13 protein-coding genes are annotated in these 18,185 nt (G+C 73.1%); 8 read left to right on the top strand and 5 right to left on the bottom strand.

Annotated features, from left to right (window positions below; genetic code table 11):
- Window positions 1-5: 5 nt before the first annotated feature.
- The 4 genes from WMF20_RS40190 (at window position 6) to WMF20_RS40175 (ending at window position 5,580) form a co-directional block, all read left to right on the top strand.
- A complete protein-coding gene (locus WMF20_RS40190; protein ID WP_437607023.1) occupies window positions 6-2,732 on the top strand; it encodes a hypothetical protein in 2,727 nt (908 codons plus the stop codon).
- Between the two features lie 78 nt (window positions 2,733-2,810).
- Window positions 2,811-3,683, top strand: a complete 873-nt coding sequence (locus tag WMF20_RS40185; protein WP_437607022.1) for a DNA-formamidopyrimidine glycosylase family protein — start codon at window positions 2,811-2,813, stop codon at window positions 3,681-3,683.
- A gap of 230 nt (window positions 3,684-3,913) precedes the next feature.
- Window positions 3,914-4,669 (top strand): glutamate ligase domain-containing protein, encoded by a 756-nt coding sequence (locus WMF20_RS40180; protein ID WP_437607021.1) that lies wholly within the window; start codon window positions 3,914-3,916, stop codon window positions 4,667-4,669.
- Window positions 4,669-5,580, top strand: a complete 912-nt coding sequence (locus WMF20_RS40175; protein WP_437607020.1) for a cyanophycinase — start codon at window positions 4,669-4,671, stop codon at window positions 5,578-5,580. Before WMF20_RS40180 ends, WMF20_RS40175 begins: the two co-directional genes overlap by 1 nt.
- An 84-nt stretch (window positions 5,581-5,664) precedes the next feature.
- Here WMF20_RS40175 and WMF20_RS40170 read toward each other — a convergent pair whose 3' ends face one another.
- Window positions 5,665-6,837: a hypothetical protein gene (locus WMF20_RS40170; RefSeq protein ID WP_437607019.1), complete on the bottom strand. Its 1,173-nt coding sequence runs from the start codon at window positions 6,835-6,837 to the stop codon at window positions 5,665-5,667.
- Between the two features lie 415 nt (window positions 6,838-7,252).
- Here WMF20_RS40170 and WMF20_RS40165 point away from each other — a divergent pair, with 415 nt between their 5' ends.
- Window positions 7,253-8,086: a LamG-like jellyroll fold domain-containing protein gene (locus WMF20_RS40165; RefSeq protein WP_437607018.1), complete on the top strand. Its 834-nt coding sequence runs from the start codon at window positions 7,253-7,255 to the stop codon at window positions 8,084-8,086.
- 238 nt (window positions 8,087-8,324) lie between these two features.
- Here the strand turns inward: WMF20_RS40165 and WMF20_RS40160 are convergent, their stop codons facing one another.
- Complete coding sequence (locus WMF20_RS40160; RefSeq protein ID WP_437607017.1) at window positions 8,325-8,726, bottom strand: hypothetical protein; 402 nt, start codon at window positions 8,724-8,726, stop codon at window positions 8,325-8,327.
- 1,139 nt (window positions 8,727-9,865) lie between these two features.
- On the opposite strand from WMF20_RS40160, the gene WMF20_RS40155 reads away from it, so the two are divergent.
- The 3 genes from WMF20_RS40155 to WMF20_RS40145 all read left to right on the top strand — a co-directional run bounded on the left by WMF20_RS40155 (window position 9,866) and on the right by WMF20_RS40145 (window position 16,005).
- Complete coding sequence (locus WMF20_RS40155; RefSeq protein WP_437607016.1) at window positions 9,866-13,876, top strand: serine/threonine-protein kinase; 4,011 nt, start codon at window positions 9,866-9,868, stop codon at window positions 13,874-13,876.
- A 289-nt stretch (window positions 13,877-14,165) separates the two neighbouring features.
- On the top strand, window positions 14,166-15,008 hold the full coding sequence (locus WMF20_RS40150) for a hypothetical protein (RefSeq protein ID WP_437607015.1): 843 nt from the start codon (window positions 14,166-14,168) through the stop codon (window positions 15,006-15,008).
- A 94-nt stretch (window positions 15,009-15,102) separates the two neighbouring features.
- Window positions 15,103-16,005, top strand: coding sequence for a LysR family transcriptional regulator (locus WMF20_RS40145; RefSeq protein ID WP_437607014.1), 903 nt, complete (start codon window positions 15,103-15,105; stop codon window positions 16,003-16,005).
- Here the strand turns inward: WMF20_RS40145 and WMF20_RS40140 are convergent.
- The 3 genes from WMF20_RS40140 to WMF20_RS40130 form a co-directional block, all read right to left on the bottom strand.
- Complete coding sequence (locus WMF20_RS40140; RefSeq protein ID WP_437607013.1) at window positions 15,986-16,303, bottom strand: putative quinol monooxygenase; 318 nt, start codon at window positions 16,301-16,303, stop codon at window positions 15,986-15,988. The genes WMF20_RS40145 and WMF20_RS40140 overlap by 20 nt on opposite strands.
- Window positions 16,300-16,962: an RNA polymerase sigma factor gene (locus WMF20_RS40135; RefSeq protein ID WP_437607012.1), complete on the bottom strand. Its 663-nt coding sequence runs from the start codon at window positions 16,960-16,962 to the stop codon at window positions 16,300-16,302. Before WMF20_RS40135 ends, WMF20_RS40140 begins: the two co-directional genes overlap by 4 nt.
- An 87-nt stretch (window positions 16,963-17,049) precedes the next feature.
- Window positions 17,050-18,150, bottom strand: a complete 1,101-nt coding sequence (locus WMF20_RS40130; protein ID WP_437607011.1) for an RNA polymerase sigma factor — start codon at window positions 18,148-18,150, stop codon at window positions 17,050-17,052.
- Window positions 18,151-18,185 lie beyond the last annotated feature (35 nt).

Raw genomic sequence — 18,185 nt, 5'->3', positions numbered from 1 at the left:
CGCCCATGGCGCCCCGCCAGCCCCTGCTCCTCCGCCTCGCCGGCGGGCTCGAGACCCGCCCCGTCAAGGCCGCGCTCTCGCTCCTGATCCTCGTCTCGGTCCTGCCCGTCCCGGGCCTCGAAGACGAGCTCCGCCCGTACTTCCTGGGGATCTTCGGCGTCGAGCTCCTCCTCCGGGCCGTCCTCCTGCGGCAGCGCGGGCGCGAGCGATCGCGCCTCGACGTCCTGCTCTTCGCCTTCGACGTCATCGCCTGGCTCAGCTTCCTGCCGCTCGAGCGGCTCCTCGACGCGCACGCGGCCCACGCCCTGCCGGTGCTGCGGCTCTCGCGGCTCTTCTTGCTCCTGCGCTTCACGCGCGAGATCGCGATCGACCTCTACGCGATCATGACCCGGCGCGAGCTGCTCGAGCAGTTCGGGCTCGTCACGCTGGCCGTCTGGGGGCTCGCGTTCGGCGCCTCCGTGCTGCTCAGCCACCTCGCGATCTCCCACGACTACGACGGCCGCGGCCCGGTCCCCGACACCACGTTCTTCGACCGGATCTGGTGGTCCTTCCGGCAGCTGGAGAGCGCCGACAACCTCGTCGCGAACCTCCACGTGCACCCCGTCGTCGCGGTCCTGTCGCTCGGCCTCACGGTGGTGGGCGTCTTCATCACGTCGTTCATCATCGGCATCGGCGCCAACGTGGTCGATCAGGTCGTGCGCGCGGCACGGCGGCGGCCGGTCGGCTACGCCGGGCACGCGCTCGTGATCGGGCCGGTCCACGAGGCGGAGATGCTGGTGCAGGAGTTCGTCCGGCTGTACGAGCGCCACCGGGCGCTGCGCAGCATCCGGCTCTCGGAGCTCTGGGTGTGGCTCGTCCGCCGCGGTCCGCCGCCGACCCGGCACGCGCTGCCGCGGATGGCGCTCCTCGGCGCGGAGGACGACCCGCCGGCGTACCTCTACGCGCCGAGGATGCGCTGGGTGGCCTACCGCAAGGGGGACAGCGCGCAGCCCGAGGCGCTCGAGCTCGTCGGCGCCGCCGGCGCGAAGCGGGCGCTGATCCTCGCGCGGCCCGACGCCGGGCCCGACGCGGACGCCGTGACGGCGATGGCCCTCTCCTCGTTCCGGACGCAGAACCGGCGCGGCCACGTGTTCGTCGAGGTGCAGGAGAGCAAGAACCGCGATCTCCTCCAGGCGGTGGGCGGGCCGGGGACCTATCCGCTCGACATGCAGCGGTTCCTCGGCTTCTTCCTGTGCCAGCACCTGATCACGCCGGGCGTGGAGGCGCTCTACACCGACCTCATGACCGCCGACGGGTCGGAGTTCTACACGCACATCTTCCTCGGCGAGGAGGCGGCCCGGACCGTCGCCGCGCTCGGCGAGGGGCCGGGCGGCGAGATCTCGTTCTCGCGCATGGCGCGCGCGGCCTGCCAGAGCAACGTCATCCTCGCGGGCGTCTTCCTCGGCGACGCGGCGCCGGAGCGCCGCGCGGGCGAGCTCGTGTCGACGGAGGGGCTCGTGCAGTGGCTGAACCCGCTGCTCGACCCGCCCGAGGGGTCGCCGGCGTGGGCGCTCGGCGCGCGGGCCGGCCGGGTGCCGGCGCGGCGGCTCCGGGGGCTCATCGGCGTGTCGGCCACCTACGCGCCGCTCCGGCGCTACGGGCGAGAGCTGCTGATGGGCCGGGGGATCGCGCCCGCCGAGGCGGCGAACGGCGCGGGGGCGCGCGCGGACGGCGCAGGGGCGGCGGCGAACGACGCAGGGCCGACGGACGGCGCGGGGGCGACGCGGGCGTGGGCGGCGACGCTCTCGCAGCGCCGCAGCCGCCTCGATCGGGTGCTGATCGTCGGGTACAGCCCCGCGCTGCCGTCGCTCTTGCACGCGCTCGCGCAGTTCGTCCCGGGGATCGAGGTGACGCTGGTCCTCGGCGAGCGCGGCGACGAGCGGATGCCGCTCGCCGATCGGCTCGCCTCGCTCGGCGTCACGCCCGCGCCGGACGGCGCGCCGCCGGGCCAGGACGGGGCCAAGCTCGCGCTTCCGCGCGGCGGCAGCGCCACGGTGCACACGCAGCACGGGCACGACCTCGCGTCGCTCGCGGTGCGCTGCGCGGCGCGCGGGGCGCCGGCCTCCGCCGCGGTGTTCCTGAGCGAGCCCGAGGGGCTCGACCGCGACGCGCGCACGGCGATGCGGCTCATCCGCTTCGCGCGGGCGCTGGAGAGCGGCGAGCTCGCGCACGGCGCGCGGCTGCACGTGCTCGCGGAGTTCTCCTCGGTGGCCAAGGGCGAGCACGTCCGGAGCCTCCTCGACGCCGGCAAGTGCGGCTTCGCCGGGCCCGATCGGCTGCGGCTCAGCCTCGTCAGCACCGAGCGCATCAAGAACTATTTCATGGTCCACAGCGCCTTCGTGCCGGGAGTAACGACCCTTTACGATGAGCTCCTCGGCGAGGGCGGGCAGGATCTCGTGCGCGTCGAGGCGCCGCCGTCCGGCCGCGGGGAGCGGGCGAACGGCGCGATCGCCTTCGAGGAGCTCCGGGCGGCGCTCGAGCCTCGGGGCGTGATCCCGATGGCGCTGGAGCTCGACGACGGCGCCGTGCTCCTGAACCCGGAGCCGGGGCCTGCCCTCGCGGCGGCGCGGATCCGCGCCGTGTACGCGCTCGCGCGCGGCCGGGATCTCGCGGCCCACGGCGATCGGCAGGCGGAGGAGGGCGAGGGGCGGGAGGCCGCGCGCGGCGAGCAGGCTCCGCGGATCAGCGCCTGAGCCGCTCGCCGCCTCATTTCTTTCCGCCAGGCCCGAGGTCGCGCGCGATCTCCGCGGCGAGATGGGTATCCTGGGCTCGTGCCGGAGCGACCCGACCTGGAGTACGTCGTCCCGATCCTCGCGCGCGAGCTCGCGGGCGCGACCGTGGCCGCGGCCCGGGCCGACAGTCCGGTGGTGCTGCGCGTCCTGCTCCCGGAGCGCCTCGACGCGCTCCTGCCGGGCGCGGAGATCCGGCGCGTGGGGCGGCGGGCGCACGCCGTGGTCTTCGAGCTCGCCGGGGCGCGGGCGCTCGATCTCGTGGTCGCCCCGATGCTGGCCGGGCGATTCTCGATCACGCTGCCCGGAGAGACGCGGATCCCGACCGATCTCGCGTTCTCGCTGGCCCTGAAGGACGGGCGCGAGCTCAGGGTCCGCGACGAGGTGCAGATGAGCAAGATCTACGTGCTCGCGCGGGGCGAGTTCGACAAGATCCCCGGGCTCGAGCGCGTGGGCCTCGACGTCCTCGATCCGCAGGTGTTCACGCAGGACGCGTTCCGCACGGCCGCGTGCGGGCGGCGCGGCCTGGTCAAGGACTTCCTGATGGACAAGGCGGCGCTCGACTCCCTGGGGAACGCGTACGCCGACGAGGTGCTCTTCGAGGCGCAGATCCACCCGAAGGCCACGGTCAAGGGCCTCTCCGAGGCGGAGCTCGACCGCCTGCACGCGGCGATCGCCCGTGTCCTCGGCGACGCGACCCGGACCATCGCCCAGCGGGCGCCGGCGCTCGACGAGAAGCTCCGCGACTTCCTCAAGGTCCGCGGGCGCCCGGGCCAGCCGTGCCCGCGCTGCGGCGACAAGCTCCGCCGCGCGAGCCTCCACGGCTACGACGCGATCTACTGTCCGACCTGCCAGCCCGAGGAGGGGAAGGGCGCGGCCGCGGAGCTCCGCCGCGCCAAGCGCACGCCGGGGTGAGGCGGGTTGGCGGCGGCGCGCGAGGTCGCGCGACGCTGCGCTCGACCATGCGCGCGACGCCGCATGCTCACCCCACGATCCTGGCGTGACGGGCTCTCGACTCTCGCCGGCAAGCAGCGAGAGCCGATGCAGGAGGCCGAGCAGGAGATCGGCAGTCAGCCGTGCGGCGGCAACGTCCGCAATCAGAATGCCAGCCTCAGCTGAAGCGGAGAGGGGCAATCGACCACCCTGTGGCAATTGGCCAGGGCGGCACGGGCTACGCGCTGAAGAACGGATCCATCGTGGAGCTCGAGGGCACCCGCGAGCGGCACATCGTCGGGGCGGCGGAGATCCCGGCGACCTTCGCGGGCGCGGCGCTCTTCCAGGTCCAGAACGCCATGGCGGCGATCGCCGCGTGCCGCGCCCAGGGGGTGCCGGTCGACACTATCCAGAGCGCCCTCCGGACCTTCGACGCGTGCGGCAAGAACCGCGGCCGCATGAACCTCTACCAGCTCGACGACAACTACGTGCTCGTCGACTACGGCCACAACCCCGGCGCCTTCCAGGCGACGTGCGCGCTCGCGGCCCAGTGGGAGGGGCGGCGGCTCACGGCCATCGTGAGCCTGCCCGGCGACCGCTCGAACGCGCTGCTCGAGGCGTGCGCCTGCGAGATCGCCAAGGGCGGCTTCCACCGCATCGTCGCGAAGGACGACGGCGACCGTCGGGGCCGCGCGCCCGGGGAGCTCCCGGCGCTCGTGCAGCGGGTCGTGGCGGAGGTGCGGCCCGAGCAGGCGAGCGCGGTCATCCCGGACGAGCACGAGGCCATCGAGCACGCGCTGGCCACCGCGGAGCCGGGCGAGGTCATCGTGCTGTTCACCGAGGAGGCGCCCGCGATGGAAGAGATGCTCACCCGGATGGGGGCAGTCGCGGTCAATGCGGTGCCCGAGCTCCGGTCCGGGACCCGGCTCCGCTCGCGCCGCCGCGAGGACGCGCTCCTGGCCGTCTGATGCTCGCGCTCATCGAGGGCGGGGAGGCCGTCGCGCCGGAGATGGTCGGAAGCAAAAGGAACGTTGAGGAGCCGGACAAGGGTCCTCCGGCGGGCGGGCCGCGCGCGCGGCCGGGCGGCGCGCTGGTGCTCATCGGGGGACACGAAGACAAGGAGGGCGCGCGGGAGATCCTGCGCGACGTGGTGGCGCGCGCCGCCGGGCGGCCGATCGTGGTGGCCACGGTCGCGAGCGACGTCGCCGGCGAGCTCTGGGTCGAGTACGAGCGGGTCTTCCGGGCGCTCGGCGCGGCCGAGGTGAGCCACCTCGACATCGCCCAGCGCGGCGACGCCGGCGAGGCGCGCTGGCTGGGGATGCTCGAGGGGGCAGGGTGCGTGTTCTTCACCGGAGGCGATCAGCTCAAGATCACGAGCAAGCTCGGGGGCAGCCGCCTCGCCGACGCGATCTGCGCGGTATACCGGCGCGGCGGCACCATCGCGGGCACCTCGGCCGGCGCCTCGGTCATGAGCGAGACGATGCTCGTGGGCGGCGCGGGCGAGGAGTCCGCGAAGGTGCGCGGCGCCGTGCGCATGGCGCCCGGCCTCGGGCTGGTGCGCGATCTCCTCGTCGACCAGCACTTCGCCCAGCGCGGCAGGCTCGGCCGCCTGCTCGGCGCCGTGGCCCACAACCCCCGCTTGCTCGGGATCGGCATCGACGAGGACACCGCCGCCGTGATCGAGCCGGATCGCCGCCTGCGCGCGCTGGGAACGGGCGCAGTCTACGTCGTCGACGCGCGCAATCTCAGCCATACGAACATCGGCGAGGAGGAGGGCGACCGCGTGCTCAGCCTCTTCGACGTGCGGCTCCACGTGCTGAGCGCGGGCGACTCGTTCGATCTCGAGAGCGGGCGGCCGGCGTGCGGACAGCCACGATGATGCCAGGCCGGTCGCGCTTCATCGCCATTTCTACGGTGGTGCCCGCGGGCTGAGCCGCTCGATCGCCTCACCCCCTCTCTGCCCTCAGCGCGCGGCGGCCGGCGGCGCCGTCGCCACCGCGTAGAGGCTGTCGAGGAACAGGGTCATGGTCAGGTACAGCTGCGCTCCGGGGCTGTAGAAGAAGGAAGGGCGCCGACCGTCCTCCGCCACGGTGGACGCGGTGTTGTCGTAACCGAGCTCGAACCAGGCGATGTCCGCGGCCGGGTAGCTCAGCGACACCCCGAACGTGGTGTACGCCAACGTCGCTGTCGACGAGCCGCGCGGCTCCACGGACACGCACCCGGTCACGGTCTGGACGCACTCGCCGTCGGACGGCGAATCGCGGAACCCGGCCCCGAGCCCCCATGTCGTGCCGACCGACAGGTCGCCCCAGACGTTGACCCAGAAGCTCAGCCCCGCGGAGAGCCGATCGCGCTCCAGGAAGCGACCCGAGAGCCGCTCGTCGAGGAGCACCTCGCCCGACGGGTCTTGCCGCGGGCGGTGGGCGCCGCCGTGCGCGGGCGTGGTGGCCTGCGAGAACAGGTGTTGCCAGCTGCCGCCGGCCGAGAAGAAGGCCCCGTTCAGCCACGCTCCCTCGAGCAGGGGGACGTTCCCGAGAGCGCCGAGCCCGAGCCGCGTGCGCGCGTAGACGCCGATGTGCTGGCTCGCCGCCGACGTCGGAAACAGGACGGCGAGCCGGGGCCCGCCGAGCAGGAGGAGGCCCCTGCCGTCCTGAAAGAAGGTGTAGTTGTACGCCGCCTGAAGGGGAAGGTCGGCCAGGGGGACGGCGCCCTCGCCGGGGACATCGCTGTCCGTGAGCTCCAGCGCAAGCGTGACGTCCGTGCCCACCCAGGCCCAGTGCTCCTTCGTGCTCACGAACGAGTACCGAGGAGCGAGCGAGAAGGACATGTCGGCGCGCTCGCCGTCGACCCCGTACAGCTCGCCGCCCAGGCCGAAGACGTCGGTGGTGGCGCTGGTGGTCCAGCCGAACCGGCTCGTGCGAAGCGCGTTGTCGCGCGCGCCGAGGTGGAGCAGCGGCGCCCCGCCCCGGAGCCCCGGCGCCCGCCCGGGACCCTGCTCGACGGGCGCCGGCTCCTCCGGGATCGGGGTGGCCGCCGGCTGGGCGAGCGCCGCGCCGCAGCGATAGACGACCGCCGCGGCGAGCGAGCCCGCGCGAAGCGCTGAGCCTGCGGCGCGACCTGAAGAGTGCCCCGGCATCCGGCGACAGCATACCTCATCGTCCGCTGGAATTGAACAGCCCGCGCCGCGATGTACGGGGCGCCCATCACCGAGGACGACGCCCCGTCGAGGCACATGAGCTCTCCCTTCATGGCCATGAAAAGTTATGCTCTCGATGTCCCAGAGACGGGTATTACAGAGAGGCTGTCCAGCGCCCCGACGCACGGCGATGGGCTCTCGAAGGGACGCGATTTCGGCGCGAGGCGCGCCTCAGGCAACCTGAAAGGGGGAGAGGCTCGGCCGGCGCGCCGGGCGGGCCCGGTGAGCGCGCTGCGTCGATCGAAGTCTCGTACGACTCTCGGTGACATGGCGCGGTCTTTTGGGATAGGCTGCCGGCCGCAGGAGACGCAATATGATTCATCCCTCTCGCCGGTCTCCACATTGCTTGGTCGGCATGGCCGCTCTGCTGCTGTCGCTGCCGGGCTGCGCCCTCGACGCGAGGGGCACACGCCAGCCAGAGCGAGCCGAGCCTCGACCGGAGCAACCCGCCGAGGAGCCCGCCGGAGACATCGGTGAAGCTCCCGCCGAGGCGCCGGTGGACGCGCCCGCCGAAGACCCCGTCGAGGTCCCTGGAGAGGAGCCCGCGGAAGAACCCGTCGACGAGCCCGCGGAGGAGCCGGCCGCGCTGTGCGACGCCGCGGATCCGTCGCTGATCGCGTGCTTCGCGTTCGAGGGGGACCCCGGCGACGGCTCGCTGCATCGCTTCAAGCCGGAGCAGGCGAAGAACCTGAGTTACGAGCCCGGCAAGGGCGGCCAGGCGCTCCGGGTGACGCGGGGGAGCCGCCTCCGATTCCGCCACGACGCCGCGTGGACCGCCCCGGCGATGACCATCGATGTCTGGATCAACCCGGCCTCCCTGCCGAAGAGCGGGCGATACGCCGTGATCGACAGCGGCGGGAAGCCCTCGATCTTCCTGATGCCGAGCGGGGAGATCCGCTGCACCATGGGGGTCGAGCGGAACGTGCCTTATTCCATCGTCCCCGGGGCGTGGACGCACATCGCGTGTCTCTCCGACGGCCAGACGCAGCGCCTCTACGTGAACGGCGTCGAGATCGACCGGAGCTCCTCCGGCGCGGTGCTCGCCTCGGGCGAACAGCCCATCTTCATCGGCTCGGAAGAGCCCTCGGGCGGAGACGAGTTCGACGGCCTGCTCGACAGCCTCCGCATTTTTGGCCGCACGCTCGCGCCCGAGGAGATCTGCGCGGCCGCCGGCGGCAACGCCTGCTGAGCGGCGCGGGCCGCGCGCCCGGGGGGAGCAGCGTCGATGGGGGGGAGCAGCGGCCCGCGCCCGCGGACCGAGGAGCGAGCCCCGGCCGATGGGCGGCCAGGGCCGGACGAGCGGCGTTTTGGCCGACAGCGGTTGCGGCGCGCCCTGGCGAGCGGTTGCGGCCAGGGCGGCCAGGAGAGCGCGCGCTGGGCGCGAGGGGTAGAGGAGGGAGGGGCGAGGGAAGGAGGAGAGAGACGCCTCAGAAGGCTGCGTCGCGGAGCTTCGCCTTGTACTCCGCCTTGTACAGATCGTGACAGGCCTTGCAGCTCGCCTTGGCGCCGTCGATGTCGCCCTTCTTGGCCTTCTCCACGCCGTCCTTCGAGATGGCGACCCACTTGGGCATCCCGGGCGGCGGCTTCGACGCGACGTATTCCAGCGCCGACGCGATCTTTGCGCCGTCGCCGCTCGTGGTCGCGGACTGCATGACCGTCTTCATCCAGCCCTGCATCGGACAGGCCTTCTGTCCCTTTGCACCGCAACCGAAATCCTTCCCCTCGGCAACAGAAGCGGGGACATCCGCAGCCCCACCCGCGGCCCACGCAGCGCCCGCAAAGCCAATGCCGACGGTCATCAACACGGCACTCATCAGCTTCATGCTCATCGACATCCGACGTCTCCTGTCAGGTAAGGGCAAGCTCCGCCCATTCATCGCAGCTCCATGGCTGGATGTCAATACACACCCTAGCCGCCGAGCGAGCCTGCGAACACCAACGGGGCGCAGACGAGGTCAGGGGGCAAAAACTTCAATCGCCGATCGAGTTCGCAAGCTCCACCGGTGCAGATAACGCCTCTGGGGGAAAACTTCATCCATGACGTTCGCCGCGCCATCTCACCCAGGCTGTCAGCGCGGCGCGATTGTGAAATATTTTGCTAAACATGCAACCGTCGCGGCGGCGCCCGCGGGTGCGCCCGTCCGCCGCCCTCGATGCACTCGAGGCGCCTGCTCGAGAGGTCGCCGAGCGGCGGTACCGCCCGGAGGGCGCGTCCGAGCGCTCCGATGAGCTCGTCCGCCAGGGGCGGCCAGGGGGCCGTCCGCGACGCGGAGCGCGGTCCAGGGCGCCGACGGAGGCCGGCCGGCCAACGAGCAGGCACGCAACCAGGTTGAGGTGACGCCAACGAGCAGGCACGCAACCAGGTTGAGGTGACGCAACCAGGTTGAGGTGGCGCGTGGACCGTGCATGAAAAATTCGCTGCAGCTGGAACCTGCGGCCGCCGCCGGCGCGCGCGTCCCTGCCGCCGAGCGGAGCACCAGGAGGTGGATGGCCCCCGCGCGGCGCGGCCGGCGATCCAGCAGCAGCCCCGGCGACCGCTCACCGGCGCTTTTCTTGGAAAACTGTGCCACACGAACGGAATGCCGCCTCCCGGGCGCGCGCTCCTCGCGACGAGGGTGTCTCGCGACATGGCGCGAGGTCACCCGACTCCGTCGCGTCCGCAGCGCGATGGCGCCGTCCACGGGACGCGACGGCGGGAAGGTAGGGAGAAAACCCGAATCATCGTCTCGCCTTCCCACCTGGGTAAGCGACCTCTCTGGCCAATGACCGCTTCACCCTGGCTGTGATCGCGGGAGGAACCATGAGCTGTCTTACGTAACGAGGCCCACCGGGGTCGTGATGACGCTCCGCGCCGGGCAGACGCGCTGACTCCGCATGTCGGTCGCTCGCCCACCCGCCATCGCGAAAGCAGGAATGCCCTACAGCGAAGCGAGCCTCGCGCGTGATATCGCTGGATCCACGGCCGCTGATGCGCGTGGGAGAGATCGTCGACGAGCGGTTCGAGATCGAGGGCCTCGCCGGCTCGGGTGGGATGGGTCACGTCTACCGGGCGCGCGACCTGGCGAGCGGCGACACGGTGGCTCTCAAGGTGCTTCGCCGCGCCGGCAAGGGCGAGCAGCGCCGCTTCTCCTGCGAGGTGGAGGCGCTCTCGGCGCTGCGCGTCCCCGGTGTGGTCCGGTACATCGCTCACGGCCTCACGGCCGGCGGCAAGCCGTATCTGGTGATGGAGTGGCTCTCCGGCGAGACGCTCGCCGAGCGCATGGTGCAGCGGGGGCTCACCGCCGCCGAGAGCGTCGATGTGGTCGCGCGGGTCGCCGGGACGCTCGGCGCCCTCCACCGGCAGGGCGTCGTGCACCGCGATCTCAAGCCGAGCAACCTGCTCCTCGCCGACGGGCGGCTCGACCGGGTGATGGTGCTCGATTTCGGGATCGCGCGCTTCCGCTTCGACCAGCAGATCACGATGCCGGGCACCGTCCTCGGGACCCCGGAGTACATGGCGCCCGAGCAGGCGCGCGGCGAGCGGAGCGTCGACGCCCGCGCCGACGTGTTCGCGCTCGGCTGCGTGCTCTTCAAGTGCCTCACCGGGCGCGCCGCGTTCCAGGGCGTCGGCGCGCTCGCCGTGCTGGTCAAGGTGCTCCTCGACGAGCCGCCGCACCTCCGCGAGCTCCGCCCCGAGCTGCCGGAGCCGCTCGACGCGCTGGTCGCCAGCATGCTCGCGAAGCAGCCGGACCATCGGCCCCGCGACGGCGCGGCCGTGGCCGAGGCGCTCGGCGCGATCGATCTCCGCAGCGCCGGCGCGGCGGCCGGGGGCGAGCCCGCCGCGCCGGTGCGCGTGCTGGAGCTCACGAGCAGCGAGCGGCGCGTCACGTGCCTCGTGCTCGCGCACGAGCGCTCGGAGCCCGACGAGGAGACGCGCTCGCACGAGGAGGAGCAGGCGCGGGCCCTGGAGCGCGCCGAGGAGGTGCGCGCGCTCGCGTCGCGCTACCAGGGCCAGATCGAGCTCATCGACGCGCGCTCGCCGCTCGTGGTGCTGACGAGCGCCGAGGCGGCCACCGATCTCGCGGCGCAGGCGGCCCGCTGCGCGCTCGCGCTGCGCGCGCTGCTCGGCGGCGCGCCGGTCTCTCTCGTCACGGGGCGGGCGGAGCTCACGTCGCGCATCCCGATGGGGGAGCTCATCGACCGGGCGGTGCAGCTGCTGCCCGCGCGGGGCGAGCCGGCGCCCGCGGCCGCGGTGCGCATCGACGACGTGACGGCCGGGCTGCTCGGCGGGCGGTTCGAGACGAGCTGCGAGGGGGGCGCGCGCTTCCTGCACGGGGCGCGCGACGACCACAAGGTGGCGACCGCGCCGGCGCTGCTGGGCAAGCCGGTGGCGTGCGTCGGGCGGGAGCGGGAGCTCGCGGTGCTGACCGCGGAGCTCGACCGGAGCATCGAGGAGTCGACCGCGGGCGCGATGCTGGTGGTCGCGGCGGCGGGGATGGGCAAATCGCGCCTGCGGCAGGAGTTCCTCGCCAAGGTGTCGGCGCGCGGCGCGAGCGGCGAGCGCGGGGCCGACGGCGCGAGCGGGGCCGACGGCGCGAACGGCGCCCACGGCCACAACGGCGCCCACGGTCCCAGCGGAGCCCACGGCGGAAGCGCAGCGCAGGTGGAGGTGTGGTTCGGCCAGGGCGACCCGATGAGCTCGGGCTCGGCGTTCGGGCTGCTCTCGCGCGCGCTGCGGGGCGTGATGGGCATCGTCGACGGCGAGCCGCTCGAGGAGCGGCGGCGCAAGGTGCGGGCGCGGGTCGAGCGCCACCCGGAGCTCGACGTGGGGCGGGTCAGCGCCTTCCTCGGCGAGCTCGTGGGCGCGCCGTTCCCGGACGACGACATCCAGGTCGGCGCCGCGCGGCGCAACCGGCTGCTGATGGGCGATCAGCTGCGGCTGTCGTGGGAGGAGTTCATCCGGGCCGAGTGCGCGAAGCAGCCGGTGATGCTCATCCTCGAGGACCTCCAGTGGGGCGACCTGCCCACGCTGACGATGGTGGAGGCGGCGCTCCGGAGCCTGAAGGACCTGCCGTTCCTCGTGCTCGGGCTGGGGCGCCCCGAGGTGCACGAGATCTTCCCCACGCTCGCGAACGGGAGGTTCGGCAACCAGCTGATGCTGCCGCCGCTCACGCGGCGGGCGAGCGAGCGGCTCGTGCGCGCGGCGCTCGGCGACGAGGTGCGCGCGGAGCTCGTGGCCACGCTGGTGGACCGGGCCGACGGCAACCCGTTCTACCTCGAAGAGCAGGTCCGGGCGGTGGCGGCCGGCCACGGCGCGGACCTGCCCGAGACGGTGCTGGCGATGGTGCAGGCGCGCATCGAGGCGCTCGACGCGGACGCGCGGCGCGTGCTGCGGGCGGCGAGCGTCTTCGGCCAGGCGTTCTGGCCGAGCGGGGTGAGCGCGCTGCTCGGCGGCGCCGGGGTCACGCGCTGGCTCTCCGAACTCGAGCGGCGCGAGGTGATCCACCGGCGCGGCCCCGGGCGGCTGCGGGGCGAGGTCGAGTACCGCTTCCGCCACGCGCTCGTGCGCGAGGCGGCGTACGGCATGCTGACCGAGGCCGACCGGCGGCTCGGCCACGCGCTGGCGGGCGACTGGCTGGAGGGCGCGGGCGAGCCCGACGCCATGGCGCTCGCCGAGCACTTCGAGCGCGGCGCCGTGCCCGCGCGCGCCGCGGCGGCGTACCTGCGCGCGGCGCAGCACGCCCTGGAGGGCAACGATCTCGGCGCGGCGATCGCGCGGGCCGAGCGCGGGCTCGCGTGCGCGCCGGAGCCCGCGGTGGTGGGGGCGCTCCGGCTGATCCAGGCCGAGGCGCATGTGTGGCGGGGCGACCTCGCGCTCGCCGAGGAGCGGGGCACGGCGGCGGTGGAGCACCTCACCCCCGGGTCGGCGCCGTGGTTCACGGCCGTCGCGCAGGTGGTCGCGCCGGCGAGCAAGCTGGGCGGCTTCGACCGCGTGGAGCGCTGGATGGGCGCGGCGATCGGCGCGCCCGCGCTCCCGGGCGCGGAGAGCGCGAGGAGCACGTGCCTCTGCGCGGGCGCCTCGACGCTGGCCTTCGCCGGGCGGCCCGCGGTGGTCGACGCGCTCATCGCGGAGGTGGAGCGCGCGCTCTCCGACGGGGCGTCGACCGGCGCCGGGACGGGCGCCGAGGTGGTCGCGGGGCTCCACCAGGCGCGCGCCTTCCGCGCCATGAGCGGGGGCGATCCCGGCGCCTGCGCCACCGGCCTGGAGGCCGCGCTCGCGGCGTTCGAGCAGGTCGGCGACCGGCGCAACGCGTGCATCACCCGCGCGAACCTGGGCTACTGCTACGGCGAGCTCGGCGACTTCGGCGGCGCCGAGGCGGCGCTCCGCTCCGTGATGGAGGCCGCGGAGCGGATGGGCCTCCACGAGGTGGCGGCGGCGGCGCAGGCCAGCCTCGGGCAGGTCCTCGCCTACCGCGGCAGGCTCGCCGAGGCGCGGGCCGTCGAGGAGGCGGCCCTCGCGTCGAGCCAGCGGCTCGGCGACCCGCGCGCCGAGGTGGTGTCGCGCTCCTACCTGGCGAAGATCGCCCTGCTCGCCGGCGATTTCGCGGGCGCGGAGCGCGAGGCGCGCCACGCCGAGGCGCTGGAGAGCGCGTCGCCGCTGCGCGTCGCGGCCACGGCGATCCGCGCCCGCGCGCTGATCGGGCTGGGGCGCGCGGCCGAGGCGCTCGCGGCCGCCGGCGAGGCCCTGGCGGCGCTCGAGTCGCTCGGCGGGCTCGAGGAGGGCGAGTCGATGATCCGGCTGGTCCACGCCGAGGCGTTCTCCGCGGTCGGCGACGCGGCCCGGGCCGCGGTGGCCATCTCCTCGGCGCGCGAAAGGCTGCTCGGCCGGGCCGAGAGCGTCCGCGACCCCGAGTGGCGCAGGCGCTTTCTCTCCCACGTCCCGGACAACGCCCGCACCCTGGAGCTCGCGGCGCAGTGGGTCGGGGCGGGTCGGAACTGAGCGCAGCTGAACGGAACTGCGCGGAATTACGCGGAACTGCGCTCAACTACGCTCAACTACGCTCAACTGCGCTCAACTGCGCTCAACTGCGCTCAAACAAGCGCCGCTTTCCTACGGGTGAATCTGCACGGGACGTCGATTTAAGGGCTGACAGACGACGTGAATCGCCGTACGATGTCCATAGACGTGGAGAGTTCCCGGTCGTCGTTGGGTTGAGCGACGGCCGGAGGGCGTGCTGCGATCGGGGAGCGTGAGCGCTCCCCTTGGCCCGCTACCGAGGTCTCATCACGTGAACATCAAAGCGGTACTTGGATGCGCTGGCGTCCTTCTCGTGGCGAATGGCTGCGTCGCGCCCGAGCTGGCGTTTGAAGAGGATGGTGAAACAGAGCAGCTCGGCTCGAGCGCTGACGCGATCGAGAGCGGCAATGCGCTGAGCTACAATGCGCTGAGCTACAACGCGCTCAGCTACAATGCGCTGAGCTACAACGCGCTCAGCTACAACGCGTTGAGGCCGGAGGCGGCCTCCGCCCTCAGGGCTCCCGGCGTGGGCGGCGATCTCTTTCGGACGCTGGTGAAGTACACGGTCAGCTGCGCGTTCAACGAGTCCCAGTCGTTCCGCTTCTCGTGGACCGACGCCGCGGGCGCGACCCACAACGAGGTCTACCCCGGGCACCTCGGCCTCGCCGACCGGTGGGACAGGCGCCCGCTCGACGAGGACGGCAAGCAGATGGTCTCCGCGTGCCTCGCGGCCCACACGAACCGTTACGGCGTATCGGTCCTCATCTCGATGCGCTCCCCGCAGAACCCGCTGCGCCACGAGGTCGAGTCGGGCGAGCTCGCCGAGTACCCGCATGTCGAAGGCGCCTTCTGGGGGAACCTCTTCGCGAAGACGCCCTACCTGAGCGCCTGTTACAACGACGCGAACGTCGGTGTCGCGCGCGCGGCGCGGCGCGACTGCGCCGCCGGCCACCCGGGCGCGGACGGGGATCTCGAGGGCTGCGGGATGATCGAGATCGTCGGGAGCTGCCAGGACATCTGCGGGAAGCTCCACCGGCCCGGACAGTATTACAAGCACTGCGATGATCCGGAGTCGGGCAAGACGCGGTATGTGATCACCACCGCGCTGAGGTGACCCCTGCCATCGCGACGAGCGGGCGGTCGCACCGAAGACGTCGAGATGGGCAACGGATGGCGCGGGCGGCGTCGCCGGGCGAAGATGCGCGGCCATGGAGATCCATCAGGTCCGGTACTTCCTGGCGGTGACCGAGACGCGCAGCTTCACGCGCGCGGCCGAGCGGTGCGCGGTCTCGCAACCCGCGCTCACGGCCGCCATCAAGAAGCTCGAGGAGGAGCTCGGCGGGCCGCTCATCCTGCGCGAGCGCGGCGGCGCCAAGCTCACCGCGCTGGGGCAGGGCGTGCTGCCGCGGTTTCTGCGGCTGCGGGACGAGCTGCAGGCCGTGCAGGTGATCGCGGAGAACCACCGGCGCCTCAAGCAGGTGCCGCTCCGGGTGGGCATCCTCTGCACCATCGGGCCCGCGCGGCTCGCGGGCTCGCTGGCGGCGTTCCGCGCGGAGGCGCCGGGGGTGGAGCTGGAGATCGCGGTGACCACGCAGGGCGAGCTCCTGCGGCGGCTGGAGGAGGCCGAGGTCGACGTCATCGTCTCGAACCTCGGCGACGCTGTCCCGGACTGGTGCGTGGTGGCGCCGCTCTACGAGGAGCGCTACGTCGTGGTCCTCCCGCCCGGCCACCGCCTGACCGCGCGCGAGGGCGTGCGGCTCGAGGATCTGGACGGCGAGCCCTACCTCGATCGGCTTGCCTGCGAGATGCGCGAGCAGGTCGCGGGCGCGTGCGCCGCGCGGCGCGTGGACCTGTATGCGGCCTACCGGACCGATCGGGAGGACTGGGTCCAGAGCCTGGTGCACGCGGGGCTGGGCTTCGCCTTCATGCCGGAGCACTCGCTGCTCCTGGCGGAGGCGTCGCAGCGCCCGCTCGTGGACCCGGCCCTGAGGCGCACCATCGCGCTTGTGCGCTCGGGCGATCGCGCGCCGGCGCCGGTCTTGCAGCTCTTCTGGGACGCGCTGCTGGCGCGCGCTGCCCGGCCGCGGCCGGTCAAGCCTTCGCGGCGATGATGTCGACGTGCTCGATGACGGGCGCAGCGGCGAGCAGCTCCGGCGCCTTGGCCATGAGCGCGGCCGCGATGCGGCCCTCGAGGTGCTCCTTGCGCCCCACCTCGTCCGCGAAGGTGTCGAAGACGCCGAACGTCGACGGCCCGAGGCGCAGCGCGAACCAGTGCACCGTCCGCGGCTCCTCGGCCGCGAGGCCGACGGCGGAGCGGAGGAGCGCCTCGACCTCGGCCTCCTTGCCGGGCTTGGCCTCGATGCGGGCCAGGAGGGAGAGTGTCACGGCCTTGGTGGGGTGAGCGGTCATGGGATCCTCCTCTTCGGCGGCGCACGGCGCGCCGCGCTTCGGTGAGGAGAGATATAACGGCGCGTCTCCGGCCGACCATTCGATGTTCTGGATGGATCCATCAGCGCCGTGGATGGTGCTCCCGGCGATCCCGCGCCGGCCACCGCCGGACGGCGCCTCCGCCACCTCCGGCGTACGCGCCGGAACCACAGCCGGCCGAGCCGCAGACGATTCCAGGTCGTGTTCGGGTTGTGCCCGAGCTCCGCGGCGATCTCCGCGATCGTGTATCCCTGCGCCGTGAGGGCGAGGACGGCTCGAAACCTGGGGTCGACGCGCCTCAGATCGTCCAGCGCTCTCCGGGCCTCGACCTGCTCGAGCGGCGCGGGCGCGTGATCCTGGCAGAGGCGACCCGCGCTCGGCACGAGGACCTCGTACCGCCGGTGTGCGCGCGTCACGTAATGGGAAGCGTGCCGCCAGCTGATGCCGACGATCCACCGCTTCAAGGCCACGGCGTCCGGGACCCCCGGCCGCGGCTGGAACCGCCCGGCGTGCATGCTTCGCCATGCGCCGAGCAGCACCTCCTGGACGATGTCGGCGCGATCCCCGCTCGGGATGCGCCAGCGCTGCAGTACATCGTCGATGGTCGCCGTGTGCCGGGCGATGGAGTCGATGTCCAGCATGACGGCGACTCGATGCATGCCTACAGTGAGGGGATTACCAATGAGGGGATTACGGCGCTGCCGTGCGCGACGCGATCACTCCTGCGCTCAGAGCGACCCGTGACGCTCGCAGCGCACCCGCCGGAGGAGCGCGTCGCGCTCCGCGGCGTGCTCTCCGCGACCACGACGCTCGCGGTGCTCGTGCAGGAGACGGCATGCCGAGAGCTGCCCCTCGGTGGTCCCGAGCTCGAGCATCGCTCGCGCGCGCTCGAGCCTCGGGTCGATCCGAGCGTGCTCCGCGCCGGTGCCTCCCCGGGACGACCTCTCGGCTGCGGCGGATGCCGCGCGGGCCGTCGTGGAGCTGCCCTGAGGGGCGGATACGACGGAGGCCGTCACGGCCTCTCGCCCGATCGCGCTCTCGGGCCCTCCCGGCCCCACGCCGCGCGCGTCCGCAGGCCCTGCCGGGATCTCGATCGCGGGCTGCGCGCGCCCCGAGGCGGCGAGCAGGGGCGCTTCGGCGGAGCCAGCCGCCGGGCCGGGCCAGGCGGCGCCCGCCCCGAGCACGAGCGCCGCTGCCGCCGCCCCATGCAGCTTGAATCGGCCAAGCCCGCGCAAGGCGTCGTGAAGCCAGGCACCGGAGAAGAACGGCACCAGGCACGGCACTGTGGCCTGCCCGCGCCACCGCTGCTCTGCCTGCCAGCGCGCCCTCTCCTGCTCGACGCTATCCCATGCGGCGGTGAGCCGTGACTTGACGGTGTTCTCCGAGAGCGCGTGCGCCAAGGCGATCTCGGCGAGCGTCCGGCCCAGGAGCTCGTGCTCGATGAAGACCGTGCGGCGCGCGTCGTCGAGCTTGTCGATGAAGCGCCAGAGGACGAAAGCTCGCTGGCGGGCGATCACCGAGGCTTCCGGGCCCGGCCGCTCGTCCGAAGGCTCCTCGTCCTGGAGCGGCGCGATCACCTCTTCCCGGCGGCGCGCTCGCCGCCGGCTGGTGCGCGCCTCATTTCTGACGATCTGGTCCGCATACGCCGCGGCGTCCCTCGCCAGGCCGACGCGCGCGCGGTTCTCCAGGATGCGAAGCCACGCCTGCTGGACGACGTCGTCGATGTCCTGAGCCGGCACGCGCATGGCGCGCGCGAGCCGGCGAAAGCGATCCGAACCGAGCGGACAAGGGGCTGTGACGTCCAGGCTCGTCGAGGTGGTCACGTCCATGCACGTCCAGATGCTTCAGGCCCGAAAACGGGTGA

The organism is Sorangium sp. So ce834 (genome assembly GCF_051521425.1).
Lineage (GTDB): Bacteria > Myxococcota_A > Polyangia > Polyangiales > Polyangiaceae > Sorangium > Sorangium cellulosum_D.
Note: the sequence above shows the minus strand (reverse complement) of the source record. Positions and strands in the feature narration are given on the sequence as shown.